The organism is Kitasatospora sp. NBC_01560 (assembly GCF_045208415.1).
Lineage (GTDB): Bacteria > Actinomycetota > Actinomycetes > Streptomycetales > Streptomycetaceae > Kitasatospora.
The window spans coordinates 8605070-8620356 of sequence record NZ_CP109364.1; the positions used below are offsets into that span (position 1 = coordinate 8605070).

Genomic DNA, 15287 nt, shown 5'->3' on the forward strand with positions numbered 1-15287 from the left:
CCGGTGTCCCCGGTGTCCCCGGCGGCTCCGGCGGCCGCGCCGGACTTCTCCGGCTGGAGCTGCCCGCTGCCGCTGCGCGACCACCCCCGGGTGGTGATGGGCCACGGCGGTGGCGGGGCGATGTCGGCCGAGCTGGTGGAGAACCTCTTCGTCCCGGCCTTCGGCGGCCGGGCCCTCGCCTCGCTGGGCGACTCCGCGGTGCTGGAGCTGGGTGGTGCCAGACTCGCGTTCTCCACCGACTCCTACGTCGTCCGGCCGCTCTTCTTCCCCGGCGGCAGCATCGGCGACCTCGCCGTCAACGGCACCGTCAACGACCTCGCCATGAGCGGGGCACGGGCCGCCTACCTCTCCTGCGGGTTCATCCTGGAGGAGGGCGTGGAGATGGCCGTGGTGGACAAGGTCGCCCGGGCGCTCGGCGAGGCCGCCCGGACGGCCGGCGTCGAGGTCGCGACCGGTGACACGAAGGTGGTCGAGTCCGGGCACGGCGACGGCATCTACCTCAACACCGCCGGCATCGGCCTCGTCCCGGCCGGGGTGGACATCCGGCCGCAGCGCGCCACCCCCGGCGACGTGGTCATCGTCAGCGGGGAGATCGGGCTGCACGGCGTCGCGATCATGAGCGTGCGCGAGGGCCTGGAGTTCGGGGTGGAGATCGAGAGCGACTGTGCCGCGCTCGGCGGCCTGGTCGACGCCATGCTGGCCGTCACCCCCGACCTGCACGTGCTGCGCGACCCCACCCGGGGCGGGCTGGCCGCGGCGCTCAACGAGATCGCGGCGGCCGCCGGGGTGGGCGTCGCGCTGAGCGAGCGCGCCGTCCCCGTACCGCCGCAGGTGGCCAACGCCTGCGCCGTGCTCGGCCTCGACCCGATGTACGTCGCCAACGAGGGCAAGCTCGTCGCCTTCGTGCCGCGCGAACAGGCCGAGGCCGTGCTCGCCGCGATGCGGGCCCACCCGCTGGGCGCGGGGGCGGCGGTGATCGGCGAGTGTGTGACGGAGCACCCCGGCATGGTGGTGGCCCGCACGGCGCTCGGCGGGACGCGGGTGGTCGATCTGCCGCTGGGGGAGCAGCTGCCGCGGATCTGCTGAGACCCGGTCGGGGGAGCGGCGCCCCGGCCGCGTTCGGCCGGGGCGTCACGGCTGTGCCGGGCCGGTCGCCGTCGGGCCGGTCGCCGTCGGGGCGTCCGGGGCCGCGGTGTCGCGGGCCGGGCCGATGGGTGCCGGGGAGTCGGCGTCGGCCAGCAGGACCGACGGTGCGCCGGATCCGTCGGCCGGCACCTGCCAGACCGGACCTCGTGGCGGCAGCCACAGGGGTACGACGGCGGGAGTGGGGGCCGGACCGGGGGCCGGGGCTGGAGTGGGGCGTGCCGGTGGCGGTCCGGCCGTTACGGCGCGTCGGCGGGGTCGGCGACGCTGACCGGGACGTCCGGGTGGGTGAACCAGGAGCCCTCCACCGCGCGCTGGATCAGCATCAGCACCAGGCCGAGGAGCAACGCGCCGATGCCGATCACGGTGACGCCGCCGGTGTTCCCGAAGATCGGCAGGTCGATCGAGGTGGAGCCGTAGTCGGGGTCGGCGTAGACGTCGAAGGCGCCGTAGCAGAAGAAGTACAGCAGCATCAGGCCGCCGAGCAGCGGCGCGAGGCCCTTGAAGACGAAGTCGCGGACGCTGCGCGTCAGCACCTTGCGGTAGTACCAGACGCAGGCGAAGCCGGTCAGGCCGTAGTAGAAGGCGATGGCCAGGCCGACCGAGGCGATCGAGTCGGCGAGCACGTTGCCGCTGATCGCGGTGAGCAGCACGTAGAAGGCGATGGACGCCAGGCCCATGCCGATGGTGGACCAGGTCGGCGTCCGGTGCCGCGGGTGCACCCGGGCGAACTGGGTGGGGATGGCCTTGTGCGCGGCCATCGAGAAGGTGGTCCGGGCGGTCGGCAGGATGGTGGTCTGGGTGGAGGCCGCGGAGGAGGTCAGCACCATGAAGATCAGTAGCTTGGTGAGGAACCAGCCCAGCCCGGCGCTGCCGAACACTGCGCCGCCCAGGGCCGACAGCACGTCCCCCGAATTGTCCTCGTTCCCGAGCCCGATCCCCTCCGTGCCGATGCCCGCGAAGGCCTGCGCCGCGGTGGAGACCAGCGCGTAGATGACCAGCAGCAGGACGGTGGAGATGACGGCGGCGCGGCCGGGGGTGCGGGCCGCGTCGGCGGTCTCCTCGTTGACCGACACCGCGGTGTCCCAGCCCCAGTAGATGAAGACAGCGGCCAGGATGCCTGCGGTGAACGCGGTGGTCGAGGAGATCTCGAAGGGGTTGAACCAGGAGCCCGACACGTGGATCGCGGTGCTCGGTGGGCTGTCGCCGTAGACCTTGACCAGCGCGGTGACCGACAGCAGTACCAGCATCACGATCTCGACGCAGAGCAGCCAGCGCTGCAGGGCCGCCGAGATCTCGATGCCGACGTAGCAGATCGCGGTCATCACGATGATCCAGACCACTCCGGCCACGGTGGTCCACACCGTGCTCTCGGCGAGCCCGTCGAAGCCGAACAATCGGAACCCGTACACGCCGGCGATCTGTGCCAGGTTGGCCATCACGATGATGTCGGCGGCCACGATCCCCCAGCCGCCCATCCACCCGGTGCGGGGGCCGAAGGCACGGGCTCCCCAGGTGAACGTGGTGCCGCAGTCCGGGTCCGAGGCGTTGAGCTCCTTGTACGCGTAGGCGATCAGGAGCATCGGGATGAACGCCAGCACGGTGACGATCGGTGCCTGGAGGCCCACGCCGACCACGATGATGCCGAGCGTGGCGGCCAGGCTGTACGCCGGCGCCGTGGACGCCAGGCCGATCGCGACGGAGGAGACCAGACCGAGGGCCCCGGTCTTCAGGCCCTTCTCACCCGCCCTGGAGCTGACCACCGTGGGTGCGGCGGGCGGAGGCGGTGTGGGGGCTCCGGAGGGACGGTTCATCGTTCCCACCTCCCGACCCTGAGCATAGGACTGACGAGGAGCGGACCTCCTCAGATTACGCCCGGGGTCCGGTCGGGGCCTGTGCAGGAGAGGCCCCGGCCGGCCGGGCTCGGGTGTCAGGTGGTGATGCCGCAGTACTGCTGCTGCTTGCCGATCACCCGGTACACGCAGTCGGCCGTCTCCACCAGGCGCAGGACGGCCTCGCGGTTGCGGCTGGTCTCGCGGCCGATCACCTCGTCCGGCGGGTAGAAGCCGCTGCTGCCGTTCGGGCCGGGGTACATCTCGAAGGTGTAGGCGAAGACCCGGTGCACGCCCCACAGCCAGTCGTCGATCGAGCCGTCGGTGATGTAGAGGTCGCTCGACTGCTCGGGCGTGTAGCCGTTGGTGCCGGCCATGCTCCGGCCCAGGGTGGCGAAGGTGTTGTACTGGTCGGCGGTCATGCCGGTGGCCGTGTCGGCCGTGGTCCAGCCGAACGGCCAGAGCACCAGCTCGCTGTAGGTGTGGAAGTCGATGGCCGCCGTGATCTGCTGCTTGCCGCCCACCACCCGGCCGCGGACGAAGTCGGCGACGACCTTGGTCTCCCGGGTGGACTCCGGGGCGCTGCCCCGGTACGTCTCGCTGGAGGTGGAACCGGAGGAGCCGCCGCAGCAGCCCCACTTGTAGTTCCAGTTGCGGTTCAGGTCGGTGCCGACGCTGCTGCTGCCCGCGTTCGGCTGGCGGTCCTTCCGCCAGCTGCGGTAGCGGCCGGTGGCGATGTCGTACTCGCCGCCGTCCGGGTTGAGGTCGGGGATCACCCAGATCTCCCGGCTGTTGACGGCGTTCGCGATCCGGCTGTCGGTGGCGTACTTGTCGCCGAACTCGTGCAGCAGGTAGAGCGCCATCTCGACGGTGAGGTGTTCGCGGGCGTGCTGATGGGCCGTGAACAGCACTTCGGGCTCGTCCTCGTCGGTGCCGACGTTGTCGCTGATCTTGACGGCGACGATCGGCCGGCCCTCGTACGAGGTGCCGATGACGCGCTTGCTCATGATGGCGGGGTGCGCGGCCACGACGGCGTCGATGTCGGCGGCGGCCTCCGCGTAGTTGTGGTAGCCGGAGTCGGCGGACGGGAAGTCGTAGACCGCTGCGCCCACGCCCTCCCGGTCGTCCTCGGTACCGCCGCCGGCGGAGCCGGGGCCGGGGTCGGGCAGCGCGGTGGCGGACCAGCCGAGGGCGCGCAGGCGGGCGAGTTCGGCGGGGGTGGCGGTGACGACCACGGAGTCGGTGCGGACGGCGTCCACCGAGGCGCCGGTGGCGGCCAGGGCGGTGCGCTCGGCGACGGTACGGGGGCCGTCGACGAGGTACTGCCGGGGGAGGTCGGTGGCACCGGCGGCCGGTGCGGCGGCACCGGCGGTGAGCGGGTGCGCGGAGACCTGGGTGGTGAGCGGCGAGGCGAGTGCGAGGGCCAGCAGGGCGGCCGTGACCGCGGCGGGCTTCCCTCGGCGGGGCAGTCGCATGACTGTCCTCCTGTGGGGGTCCGTAGGGACGGAGCGGGGGAGGAATTGCGGCGCGCGCCAGCATGATGGTCCGTCAGTGTCATGCTTTCGTCAATGGTGTGGGGGTGATGTGCCTCCGGGCGCGCGTCTGTACCGGGCCCGCCGCCCGGGTCCGGGTCCGGGTCCGCGTCCGCTGTCTGTTGCCCGTTGCGCCGGTGCTGCGTCCGGCGCCCCGGCCCCGGGTCAGCGCAGGGTCGGCACGTCCCCGCCGTCCGCGCGGTCCACCCGTACCCCCGGCAGCCCCCGGCACCAGCCGGCGGCGACCGCGGCGAGGCGGTCGGCGCCCGGCGGGGTGCGGCCGAGGCCGATCGCGTACCGGACCACGTCCGGACCGTTCTCGAACGGACGCGGCCAGGCGTGCACCCCCTCGGCGCCGGCCTCCTCCAGTGCGGCCAGCAGGGCCCGGAACCGGCCGCGGACGGCACCCAGCGTCTCCTCGAACCGCTCGGAGCGTGCGGAGGGGCCGGCCTGGCCGGGGCCGTCGGAGTGCCCGGAGTGCCCCCCTGCGGCCTCGGCGGTGACCACCGCCCAGGCCGCGTGCCGCCGGTGCAGCGGTGGCGGGGAGAGGAGCTCGGGCCACGGATCGGCTCCGCTCGCGGCCGCCGCCGTCACGAGCTCCCAGGCGCGGTAGAGCTCCTCGGTGAGGAGCTCCGCCCCGTCGGGGCCGACCTGGGCGGTGCAGCTGCGGACCGGCGCGGCCGGGGTGAGTACCGCCACCGAACCGAGCTGAGGCTCCGTCACGTCACCGTGCAGGCCGACCGGCCGGCGCCAGTCCCAGCAGGCCCAGGTCTCCAGAAAGCGTTCGAAGAGGGCGTCCGCGGTGAAGGCGTCCGCGGTGAGGTCGTCCGCCTCCCGGACGGTCCGTGCTGCCAGCACCGACCAGGCCAGCGAGGGCAGTTGGCCGAACGGCGCGGAGTCCAGGCCCCGGGCCCGGGCCCACGCCTTCACCTCGCGGGCCAGTCGGGCGAACCGGTCGTGACGCCCGCCGACCGCCGTCAGGATCGCCTCGGCGTCCCCGACCGCGCTCAGGGCGATCGCGGCCGCCTCGCCCAACTCGGCACGCCGGCCAACGGCTTCGGCCGGATCGAGACCCCCGGTGAAGACCACGACGAGGTCGACCGCCAGGCCGTCGACCTCCAGCCGCAGGCCCGGCACGCGCGCGCCGCGCACCTCGCGGACCCGCCCGGCGTTCGGCAGCGCGGCCGTGACCCGGTCGCGGACCGCCCCGAGATCGGGCTCGCCGGGCAGCGCCACCACCACGTCCAGGTCGGCGCCGTCCAGTTGGCAGCCCAGCCGGCGCGAACCGACCGGGTGGACGACACCCTCCGCCAGCGCCGTGGCGAGCCGGTCGGTCACCCGCCGGGCCAGGGCCTCGCGCCCGGCCTCCTCGGGCTGCGGTCGGGGTGCGGGCTCGGGCTCGGGCAGCAGGCGGACCGCACCGGTGCCCAGCGCGATCACCGCCCGGGCGCGCATCGGCTCGCCGCCCCGGCGCGACAGCACGACCAGCTCGCCCACCCGGGCCGCGGCCGAGCCGAGCCGGGCCGCGCAGTCGGCGGACGCCTGCAGCGGGTCGCGGCTGCGCCCCAGCGTCAGGTGCGGGGTGAAGCCGTCCGCGCGGCCACGGCACGCGGGGAACCGCCGCTCCAGCGCGTGCCGCAGCGCCGCCCAGGGCGCCGCGGACCCGGCTGCAGGGTCCAGCCAGACCGTGGCGTCCTCGCGGTGGCCGAAGGTGTGCACCCCCTCCAGCCGAGCGGTGAACGGCGCCACCTCGGCGGCCGCCCCGCCCAGCAGCGGGAGGGCCCGGTCGAAGTGCGCCTCGGGGACGAAGCCGAAGAGCAGGTTGACGTGCGGCGGCCAGCGGTCGAGCTGCGGGTCGTGGGCGGCGCGCAGGGCCTGGATCGGCGGCCACAACTCCTCGGGCGGCAACCAGGCGACGGCCGTCCGGGCCGTCGGCGGCACGCCGAGCACGCCGAGCACGCCGAGCACGCCGTCCGGGCCGGTACTGCTCCCGGCACCGGCACTCGCGGCGACCCCCGTACCGGCCGCGTCGGCCGGGAGACCGATCCGGAGGTCCACGGCCACGCCGTAGTGGTCGGACGGGAAGAGCCCGGCCGCCGTCGGCCGGTCGCCGAGCAGGACGGCCGCGGAGACCAGCGCGTCGTCGGAGCGGTGCAGCACCCGGTCGAGCCGGGCCGGCCGGCCGGAGAGCGAGGAGACCGCGGCGAGCGGATTGGCCACCGGATCGAAGGTGGGGGTGTCGTCGCCCGGCCCGTGGAGCTGCGTCCAGGCGTCCCGCAGCCCGAGCGCGGCGGCCGGGCCGTCGGCGCCCGAACGGCCGTCGTTGAAGTCCCCGAGCAGCAGGGCGTCGCCCTCGATGCCGGCCAGGCCCTCCGCCAGCCGGGCGAGTTCGGCCTGCCGCCGGCCCGCGCCGTCCGCCGAGTGGTCGCTGCTGAGGTGGACGGCGGCGACCACCAGGGGTGCGCCGGTCGTCCGCACGGTGACGGCCGTGACGGCCTTGTGCGGGCCGAGCACGTGCAGGCCCGCCTCCAGGACGGGCAGCCGGCTGAGCAGCAGCAGACCGTACGCGTCGACCTCCCGCCCGCGCGGGTCGGTGGTCACCGTGAAGCGGGCCCGCACCCACGGTGCGTCGAGCAGCAGGGCCAGCAGCGCGGGCTCGACCTCCTGCAACGCGATCACGTCGGCGTCGGCGGCCTCCAGCGCCGCGAGCAGCAGCGGGCGGCGCCGGGCGGTGTCGATCAGCTCGCCGTCGTAGCGGTCCCACAGGGTGTTCCAGGTGAGCACCCGCAGCTCCGCCGCGGCGGCCGGTCCGGCCGCGCCCGGGTGCCCGGCCGGGCCCGGGGCGTCCGCCGGGCACCAACCGGAGGCCGGCTGCCAGGCGTACGGCGTCACGGCGGTGAAGAACGGCGCGCGCAGCCGGCGCGGCTCGGTCCGGCGGCTGACCTCGGCGGTGTCGAGACGGTCCGTGCCGGTGGAGCGGTCCCACACCACCTCGCCGTCCGCCTCGACGTACCGGACGCGGTGCCACGGGATGTCGCCGGCCGCGGCGAAGGCCTCCAGCGGGACCCGCTTCGTCCGGTCGTCGCGCTGGCGGACGCCCACCACGAAGCGGGCCGGATCGAAGCGGGCGTCCCACCGGATGCGCTGACAGATCTGCTCGATGGGGCGCATCAGGCGTGGTCCTCCGGGGCGTCGTCGGCCGGGTCGAGCGTGCCGGCCGTGTCCTCGACCGTGCCGCTCGCGCCGACGTACCAGGTGCGGTGCGCCTGGCCGGGATAGGGCGGGCTGAACCGGCGCAGCTGCGCGGTGAGTACCGCCGCCGGGACGGGATGGCTGCGGACGGCGTTGCGGCGGAGCAGCTCCGGCTCGTCGACCAGCAGTACCGCCTGGGTGACCAGGGCGCCGCGGCGCTGCGCCACGCCCATGGCCAGGGAGCGCTGGTGGCGGTTGAGGGAGGTGGCGTCCCAGACCACCGTCGTGCTGCCGGTCAGGGCGGCGTCCAGCCGGTCCAGGCCCTCGCGCAGCACCTCGGCGTTGTCCCGTTGGTCGGCGCGGGAGCCCCGGGCCTCGCGCAGGTCGTCCAGGCCGATCCGGACGTCGGCCCCGCCGCGCGCGGCGAGACCGGCGGCGAAGCTGCTCTTGCCGCTGCCGGCCGGGCCCGCCAGCTGGACGAGCCGGGGGAACCGGCCGTCCCGCCACCGCCACCCGGCCGCCACCGCCTCCTCGGCGGTGCCGATCCGGCCGAGCGCGAACGCCTCGCGGGCCTGCGCCCAGCAGCGGTCGGCCGCGTCCCGGTCGAGGCCGGCCAGCGACGCGTGCAGACCGGCCCGCAGCAGGCGCAGCCGGGCGCCGTCCAGCAGCCCGGCGTCCTCGGCGTGCAGCGCGGACCAGCCCACCTGCTCGCGGGCGGCCGCCGGATCGTCCGCCTCGGCCGACGCCGCGGCGGCGACGGCGTGCAGCACCCCGAGGTCCGCGGCGAAGGAGAGCCGGACCAGGCCGGTGCGGCGCTCCTCGTCCGGGTACGGGCGGTGCAGCACGGGGTGGAGGCCGACCAGGTCGGCGACCCGCCGGGCCAGCGGCAGGCCGAGCGGCCCGGCCAGGCGGGGCGCCAGCCACTCCCGGCGGGCCCCGCGCAACACGGTGGCGAGCACCCCGGCCAGCCGAGCGTCGCCGCTGCGGCCGAGTTCGTCCAGCCGCGCGGCGGCCTCGGCCGGCGCGCGGTCCCCGGCCGGTGCTCGGTTTGCGGTCGGCGCGCGGTTTGCGGCCGGGGCCGGGCCGCCGGGTGGCGGCGGGCACTCGGCCTCGGTCAGCCCCAGCGCCGCCCGCAGCGCCGGCACCTCGGGCGCCGCCCCGGAGCGCACCGCCCAGAGCGCGGCGGCGGGGCCCAGCCCGTTCTCCACGACGGCGGCGTGCATCCAGTGCGTGTCGGTGCGGACGTGCTGCGGGCGGACCCACTTCGCCACCCGCCGGCCGAACTCGCCCCGGGGGAAGCCCGCGGCGGTCCGCACCACGAAGCCCTCCTGGCGGCCGGTGTCCAGCCGCAGCGCCCGCAGCGCCCGCTCGTCGTACCGGCCGCGCCAGAGCACCCGCGGGGCCGGCACGCCCAGCCGGTGGAGGAACCGCACGGTGTCGTCCCAGCCGAGGCAGTGGTCCTCACCGGTCCAGACCGAGAAGCCGTAGAACCAGCTCTCCAGGTCGGTGTAGGGGATCGAGTGCCGGGCGAACAGGTTCTCGCCGCAGACCCGCCAGCCGGGCGGGATCCGCGGGCCGATCCGGCCCTGGAGGGCCTTCACCCAGGCCCGGGACGGGTGGTGCGCCGAGTCCAGCGAGCGGGCGTGCAGCCCGTCGCGGTAGACGCTGGTGTTCTCGCCGTCGAGCTTCTCCGTGACGACGACCTCCGCGCCGGCCAGGCCGGCGAGGTCCCCCGCGCGGACGTCGTCGGCCGCCGCTCCCGGTGACCAGGGGAGATGCGGCGTACGAGGGTAGTGCACGCGCATGATCGCCTCCCGTCGACGTGCTCGGTCCGCGCCCACTGTAGGAGCGGGCGTCCGCGTGGAGCCATCGATTAACGCGGTGCTCGGCTGCGCGCCGGCCCTGGGCCGGTCCCGATGCTCGCGACAGGGCCGCATTCCGCGCTGACCTGCGCGGATCGTATGCTGCCCGGGCCCCGGTGATCACCGGGACGGACACACCGACAGGGGGACCGCGTGCCGTACCGGATCGAACGGATCGGGGTGGAGGACTGGCAGCGGCTGCGCACCGTCCGGCTCGCCCAGCTGCTGGACACGCCGATGGCGTTCATGGAGACCTACGAGACCGCACTGGGCCACGGCGAGGACGAGTGGCGTGCGCGGACGGCGCGGGTCAACGAGCCGGGCAGCGTCGGGTTCGCCGCGGTGGCGGACGACGGCGCGTGGGTCGGGACGATGATCTCGTTCACGCCCGAACCGGGGACGGCGCTGCTGGTCGGCGTCTGGGTCGGCCCCGCGCACCGCGGCCGGCAGCACGGCGTCACCGACGCCCTGCTGGACGCCGTCCTCGACTGGGCGCGCACCGCGGCCGGAGCACGCCGGCTCCTGCTGCGCGTGCACGAGGGCAACCCCCGTGCCACGGCGTACTACCGCCGCCGCGGCTTCACCTTCACCGGCGAGTCCGAGCCCTACGCGCTGGACCCGGCCGCCCTGCTGGTCGAGATGGTCCTCCCGCTGGGCTGACCGGCTCCGCCCCCGTGCCCGCCCGCGTTCCCGCCCCGTCCCGGTGCGCCCGTGCGGCGGGCGTGCGGCGGTGGTACAGCTGAGGCATGAAGCATTCCGCCCCGCTGTCCGACCGGACGCGGCACGCGGTGGCGCTCCGGAGCACCCCGCCCACCGCAGTCGCCGAGCTCCTGGGGCGCCGGCCCGGGCGTCCGTTGGACAGTGCCGTCCGGGCCGGTGCGGAGGCCACCACCGGTCACGACTTCAGCCGGGTGCGGGTGCACACCGGCGAGGACGCGGCGGCGTCGGCGCAGGCCGTTCAGGCCCGGGCCTACACGTACGGCACGGACATCGTGTTCGGGGCGGGCCGGTACGCGCCGGGCACGGCGGAGGGGCGCACGCTGCTCGCGCACGAGCTGGGTCACGTCGTGGCGCAGACCTCCGGAGCCGCCGGGCCGGCACCGCTGGTCCAGGCCGCCGACGACCGGCAGGCGCTGTCGCAGCGGCTCAGCGCCGTCCGCGCACGGCTGGCGAAGCTGCGTGGGCAGGAGCGGCAGTCCACCGACCGGTTCGTCGAATCGACCGGACGCGCCCGGCAGGGCGACGCGGTGGCCCGCGGCAAGGAACACGACCTGGCGGGGAGCCGGTCGGCGCGCGCGGCCCCCGAGCTCTGGGGCGGAACCGTCGCGGCCGGCCGGGTGCGGCAGGCAGTGACGGCGGCCCGTGCCGGCGACACGGTGACGCTCACCGTCGAGCTGCGCATCGCTTACGCGGGCCTGCCGGACCAGGACGCCCAGAAGCGTGCGAAGGCGGACATCCCGCGGATCGAGGCCGCGATCAGCGGCGCGTGGCAGGTCGACATCGAGCACGGCGAGTACGCCGGCACGAAGTTCCGCCTGGTGCCCCGGCTGACGTACCTGCGCAACGACCTCCCGAACCCAGCGGGGGCCTTCGTGATCCGGGTGCGCCGGCCGGACAGCGAACCGTCGGTCGGCACGTCGGTCACCGGTGTGATCAGCCTCGCGCCGGCCCATCTCGAAGGGTCGAGGGTGATCGCGGTGGCCCACGAACTGGCCCACCTCTTCGGCTTCATGGACAGCTATTCGGAGACGACCTCGACCGACCGCGCCGGAAAGAAGCAGGAGCACTTCACCGCCGCCCGGCCCGACCCGGCGAACCGGCCCGACCTGCTCGGCATGGTCGATGCCGACTACCTGCAGCGCAAGCTCGGGAAGGGCGCGGTGAGCAAGCAGGAGGTCGAGCGCCAGACCCGGCCGGTCCACGTCTGGGAGGAGGAGGCGAGCATCGTCCTGCGCACCCTGGGCGTCGCGCCCCCGGCATCCGGGCGACCGCCGCCGGACAGCGAGGACTTCGACCCGGTCCAGGAGCTGGAACGCGACCGCGGCGAAGGCGAAGCACGCCTCGCTCCGCTGCGCGAGGGCCGCCGCCGGGCCGAGGACTCGTCGCAGTGGGTGGCCACCGTGGAGGAGATCATTCGGCTCGAACACGAGGAGGCCGACCTCACCAGGCGCCTCGGCACCGCACCCTGACACCCTGACACCCTGACACTCCGGCAGTGCGGGTGAGGCCGTTGGGACCGGGGCCGGCAGGCCGTCGCTGACGATTGCTCGGCACGCGGGTTGTCGCCGACTCCACAGCTCATGACGATCCGGTGGGTGACGGTCGGTCCCCGGCCCCCCGGACCCCCCGGACCCAGCTCGTCCCGGGAGCGAGGACGCCTCACCGATCGCTGCGAGCAGTGCGAACGGCAGCTCCCGGTCCGCCTGGCCGATGGTCAGCGCGAGCCATCGGCCGGCGGACGACGGCTGCCACAGTCGCATGCTGCCGGCGACGCTGCACAGCCCAACCAGGTGACTACCAGGGGACGACGCCGTCGTCCTCGAAGAAGGAGCCGGTCGGGCCGCCGTCGGGGAGGGTGGCGAGCCGGATCGGAGTGGCTGCGCCCTGTGCGGGGGTGCGGGGTCCGTGGAAGCCGGTGAAGTCGGTCGCGACCAGGCCCGGGCAGGCGGCGTTGATGAGGATGTTGGTGCCGGTGAACTGTCGGGCGTACTGCAGGGTGAGGGCGTTGAGAAAGGACTTCGACGGCGCGTAGGCCGCCATGACGGGGCCGACCTCGACGTCCGGGTCCGCCTGCCGGGCCAGGGAGCCGACACTGCTGGAGACGTTGACGATGCGGGGGGAGGCGGAGCGCCGCAGCAGTGGCAGCATCGCGTTGGTCACCCGGACGACGCCCATGACGTTGGTGTCCACGACGGTGCGGAGCACTTCCAGGTCGAGTGTGGTCGGCTCCTGCAGCCATCCCGGGCCCATTTCGCCGGGGATGCCGGCGTTGTTGACCAGGGCGTCCAGGCGTCCGGCCAGTCGTTCGACCAGTTCCGCGGCGGCGGTGACGCTGCGGTCGTCGGTCACGTCCAGCGGTACCTCGAAGGCGTCCACGCCGGCGGCGCGCAGCTTGGCGACGGCGGCTTCGCGGCGGGTCGCGTCGCGGGCTCCCACGCCGACGCGGTAGCCGAGGCTGCCCAGTCCGGCCGCGATCTCGTAGCCGATGCCCTTGTTCGCGCCGGTCACCAGCGCGGTGTTCGTTTCGTTCATGTCGATGATGTTGGCCCGTGGGCGGGTGGTGCGGCCAACACCGGTACGGTGCCCTGTCATACCCGGCGGGTATCACCGCGTATGCTGCGGCCGTGGACACCCTGGAGACCCGCGAGTTGAGGTACTTCGTCGCCGTGGCCGAGGAGTTGCACTTTGGGCGCGCCGCCGAGTGCCTCGGGATGGCCCAGCCGCCGCTGTCGCGGGCGATCCAGCAGCTCGAACGGCGCCTGGGGGTCGGTCTGCTGGAGCGCAACCGCCGTGGCGTCCGCCTGACCGGTGCCGGGGAGGTGCTGTTGCGGGAGGGCCGGGCGGCTCTCGACGCGGCCGCGGCCGCCGTCCGCCGTACCCGGCGCGCCGGGTACGGCGACAGTCCCGGCGGCCCCCGAGGCCGGCTGGTCCTCGCGGTGAAGGCCGCCGCCTCCCACGACCTGCTGCGGAAGCTCCTCGACGCCTACGCGGCCGAGCCCGACAGTGCCGAGATCGAGGTGCTGCCGTGCGGCCTCTGCGAGCAGGAGGAGCTGCTGCGCGACGGACGCGCCGATGTCGCGCTCATGCACACGCCGTGGAACTCCCTCACCGGGTTCGACAGCGAGGCGCTGGAGGCCGAGGGGCAGGTCGCCCTCCTGCCTGCCGGGCACCCCCTCGCCGCCCGCGAGACCTTGTCCCTGGCCGAAGTCAGGGACGTCCCCGGTCTGCCGCTCGCCCGCTGGCCCACCCGCGGCACCTACGCGCCCGGCCCCGGCCCCGAGATCCAGAACCAGACACAACTGGCCCAGCTGATCGCCCTCGGACGCACCGTGGCGGTCGTCCCCGACTCCGCCCGCTCCTGGCTGTGGGCCGAGCACGCGGCCGTTCCCCTGGTCGACGCGCCTTCCGTCGTGACCCACATCGTCTGGCCCGCGCACAGCCGCTCCCTCATGCTGGCCGGCCTGGTCCGCACAGCCACACGGCTCTGGCCGGGCCAGAACGCGAATCCGTGAGAATCCGGCAGCGCGGATGAGATCCGAGCTCCGGCGAGAATTCGTCAGCTTCGGTGCAACAGGGCACCTGCTGAGTCACAGCAGGCTGTAGTCGATCAGGCGTGTCGCCAGCCATCGCCAGCCATCGCTGACGGTTGCACCACGCGGTGACCGGAAGTCGTAGCTGGCGGGCGGGTCTGCGGCTCGGGCAGGTAGGTGAATCGGCGAACCGGCTGTGAATCCAGCACCGGCACCGACCCCAGGTCCCGCCCCGGCCGGACAACCTGACCGCCGTCGAACAGCCAGGTCGTCGCCCACCGCCGAGGCTGGGCCCCTTCCGCGTACAAGCCGCCAGCGGAACGCGTCATCGCGGGTGAGGTGGCTGACCACCTGTTCCCAGCGTTGAGCCAGTTGCGTGGGCCGCCCGGCCGAGTAGGTGCTGAGATTCGGCGGTGTCGGCGATCAGCCGCCGCGGAGCCCCCACCCGTCGAGGCCGCCGTACACGTGGGCTTCCAGGCATTGCGGAGCGTCCATGCCGACGGCCTCGCCCCGGTAGAGGGCGATGAGTGAGTCCTTGCCCCGCCACCACGTGTCCGTGACGCCCTGTACTTCAGGCACCGGCTGGAAGCCGACGAGGTCCAATGACTCGACGGCCTTCCCCCTGATCCTTGTCACGCTCTTGGCCCAGCGACGAGCATGGGCGGCGAGCGCCAAGGATTCCACCCATCCGTCTGTGCTGGCATGCAGCGGTGTCCAGCGGTAGGCATCGATCCCGAATGCGCCGTCGGAGCCGATCATGAATCCGTGGCCATGGACACCCGACAGCTTCCCGCCGAGAACAGCCAGCCCTCAGCGGGCGAGCCTTCGGGACAATCGGCGCCCAGGATGTGCGGACCGCCCTCGTAGAACGGGGCAGGCGGCAGCGCGAGACCGCCCCAACGGTCCTGGAAGGACGCGGCCCGGTCGACCTCCACGACCGGGATCCCGTGCTCGATCCGCCTCTCTCGGTGCTGCCCGAGGCCCTGCCGAGGAACACGAACGCCGTCCACCTCGACGGGTTCGGTTGCGCTTTGGGTGTCAGTCGTCGCGACCAGGTGTCATCTATCGCGACCAGTCACAGTCACTCAGTGTGGCGGGAGCCTGGAGCTCCAGTCGCTGTGACTGGCAGGGATAGTTGGCCAGCTGAGGCATGGACTGTGCAGGTGATGGGTTGAGTTGGCAGCGATTGTTGGCCACTTTAGGCAGTGATGGTTGGCCAGTGCTGCAGGTGATCGATCACGGAGGGTGTCGGCGGTTGAGGATGGTCAACCACGGTGGCCGCCAGAACACGAACGTGTTCTGGCAGGAGTTCAGGCCGACATCGCGGAACGGCTGAGGTGTGGTCCTGACCCGCCAGCCCCACATGAGGAACCAGCAGCTGCGTAGCGGATGCAGTTGCGATTCAGAGCGGCAATTTCCTTCAAGACCGCTGGTCTCTGCGCTAGCCTGGCACGACGTTGATGCCAGACGCCGAAT

Annotated in this window: 10 protein-coding genes and 1 pseudogene; 4 read left to right on the forward strand and 7 right to left on the reverse strand. The window is 74.0% G+C overall.

Translation table 11 applies throughout. The annotated features are described in order from the left end of the window. The first annotated feature begins 12 nt into the window (after positions 1 to 12). Positions 13 to 1086, forward strand: coding sequence for a hydrogenase expression/formation protein HypE (gene hypE, locus OH807_RS36805; protein WP_406211384.1), 1074 nt, complete (start codon positions 13 to 15; stop codon positions 1084 to 1086). 45 nt (positions 1087 to 1131) lie between these two features. Here hypE and OH807_RS36810 read toward each other — a convergent pair whose 3' ends face one another. The 5 genes from OH807_RS36810 to OH807_RS36830 form a co-directional block, all read right to left on the reverse strand. Next, positions 1132 to 1275, reverse strand: coding sequence for a hypothetical protein (locus OH807_RS36810; RefSeq protein WP_406208385.1), 144 nt, complete (start codon positions 1273 to 1275; stop codon positions 1132 to 1134). 107 nt (positions 1276 to 1382) lie between these two features. After that, complete coding sequence (locus OH807_RS36815) at positions 1383 to 2957, reverse strand: APC family permease (RefSeq protein ID WP_406208387.1); 1575 nt, start codon at positions 2955 to 2957, stop codon at positions 1383 to 1385. Positions 2958 to 3073: 116 nt separating this feature from the next. Then, positions 3074 to 4450 carry a M14 family metallopeptidase gene (locus OH807_RS36820; protein WP_406208390.1) on the reverse strand — a complete coding sequence of 459 codons (1377 nt, stop codon included), beginning with the start codon at positions 4448 to 4450 and terminating at the stop codon, positions 3074 to 3076. Between the two features lie 222 nt (positions 4451 to 4672). Next, positions 4673 to 7678, reverse strand: coding sequence for an RNA repair domain-containing protein (locus tag OH807_RS36825; protein ID WP_406208392.1), 3006 nt, complete (start codon positions 7676 to 7678; stop codon positions 4673 to 4675). Then, on the reverse strand, positions 7678 to 9504 hold the full coding sequence (locus OH807_RS36830) for an RNA ligase family protein (protein WP_406208395.1): 1827 nt from the start codon (positions 9502 to 9504) through the stop codon (positions 7678 to 7680). The genes OH807_RS36825 and OH807_RS36830 overlap by 1 nt, the downstream gene beginning before the upstream one ends. A 210-nt stretch (positions 9505 to 9714) precedes the next feature. Here OH807_RS36830 and OH807_RS36835 point away from each other — a divergent pair, with 210 nt between their 5' ends. Beyond that, positions 9715 to 10221 carry a GNAT family N-acetyltransferase gene (locus tag OH807_RS36835; protein WP_406208398.1) on the forward strand — a complete coding sequence of 169 codons (507 nt, stop codon included), beginning with the start codon at positions 9715 to 9717 and terminating at the stop codon, positions 10219 to 10221. Between the two features lie 86 nt (positions 10222 to 10307). Next, positions 10308 to 11750 carry a DUF4157 domain-containing protein gene (locus OH807_RS36840; protein WP_406208400.1) on the forward strand — a complete coding sequence of 481 codons (1443 nt, stop codon included), beginning with the start codon at positions 10308 to 10310 and terminating at the stop codon, positions 11748 to 11750. Between the two features lie 325 nt (positions 11751 to 12075). Here OH807_RS36840 and OH807_RS36845 read toward each other — a convergent pair whose 3' ends face one another. Beyond that, positions 12076 to 12813: an SDR family oxidoreductase gene (locus tag OH807_RS36845; protein ID WP_406208403.1), complete on the reverse strand. Its 738-nt coding sequence runs from the start codon at positions 12811 to 12813 to the stop codon at positions 12076 to 12078. A gap of 92 nt (positions 12814 to 12905) precedes the next feature. Between OH807_RS36845 and OH807_RS36850 the strand changes: the two genes are divergently transcribed. Beyond that, positions 12906 to 13793 carry a LysR family transcriptional regulator gene (locus OH807_RS36850; RefSeq protein WP_406208404.1) on the forward strand — a complete coding sequence of 296 codons (888 nt, stop codon included), beginning with the start codon at positions 12906 to 12908 and terminating at the stop codon, positions 13791 to 13793. Positions 13794 to 14234: 441 nt separating this feature from the next. On the opposite strand, the pseudogene OH807_RS36855 reads toward OH807_RS36850, so the two are convergent. Beyond that, positions 14235 to 14866 (reverse strand): annotated as a pseudogene (locus OH807_RS36855) (hypothetical protein). Between the last annotated feature and the right edge of the window lie 421 nt (positions 14867 to 15287).

Bases quoted from the DNA above. Each gene is read 5' to 3' on its own strand.
- OH807_RS36815 (WP_406208387.1), bottom strand. From the start codon at position 2,957: ATGAACCGTCCCTCCGGAGCCCCCACACCGCCTCCGCCCGCCGCACCC.
- OH807_RS36820 (WP_406208390.1), bottom strand. From the start codon at position 4,450: ATGCGACTGCCCCGCCGAGGGAAGCCCGCCGCGGTCACGGCCGCCCTG.
- OH807_RS36825 (WP_406208392.1), bottom strand. From the start codon at position 7,678: ATGCGCCCCATCGAGCAGATCTGTCAGCGCATCCGGTGGGACGCCCGC.
- OH807_RS36830 (WP_406208395.1), bottom strand. From the start codon at position 9,504: ATGCGCGTGCACTACCCTCGTACGCCGCATCTCCCCTGGTCACCGGGA.
- OH807_RS36840 (WP_406208400.1), top strand. From the start codon at position 10,308: ATGAAGCATTCCGCCCCGCTGTCCGACCGGACGCGGCACGCGGTGGCG.
- OH807_RS36845 (WP_406208403.1), bottom strand. From the start codon at position 12,813: ATGAACGAAACGAACACCGCGCTGGTGACCGGCGCGAACAAGGGCATC.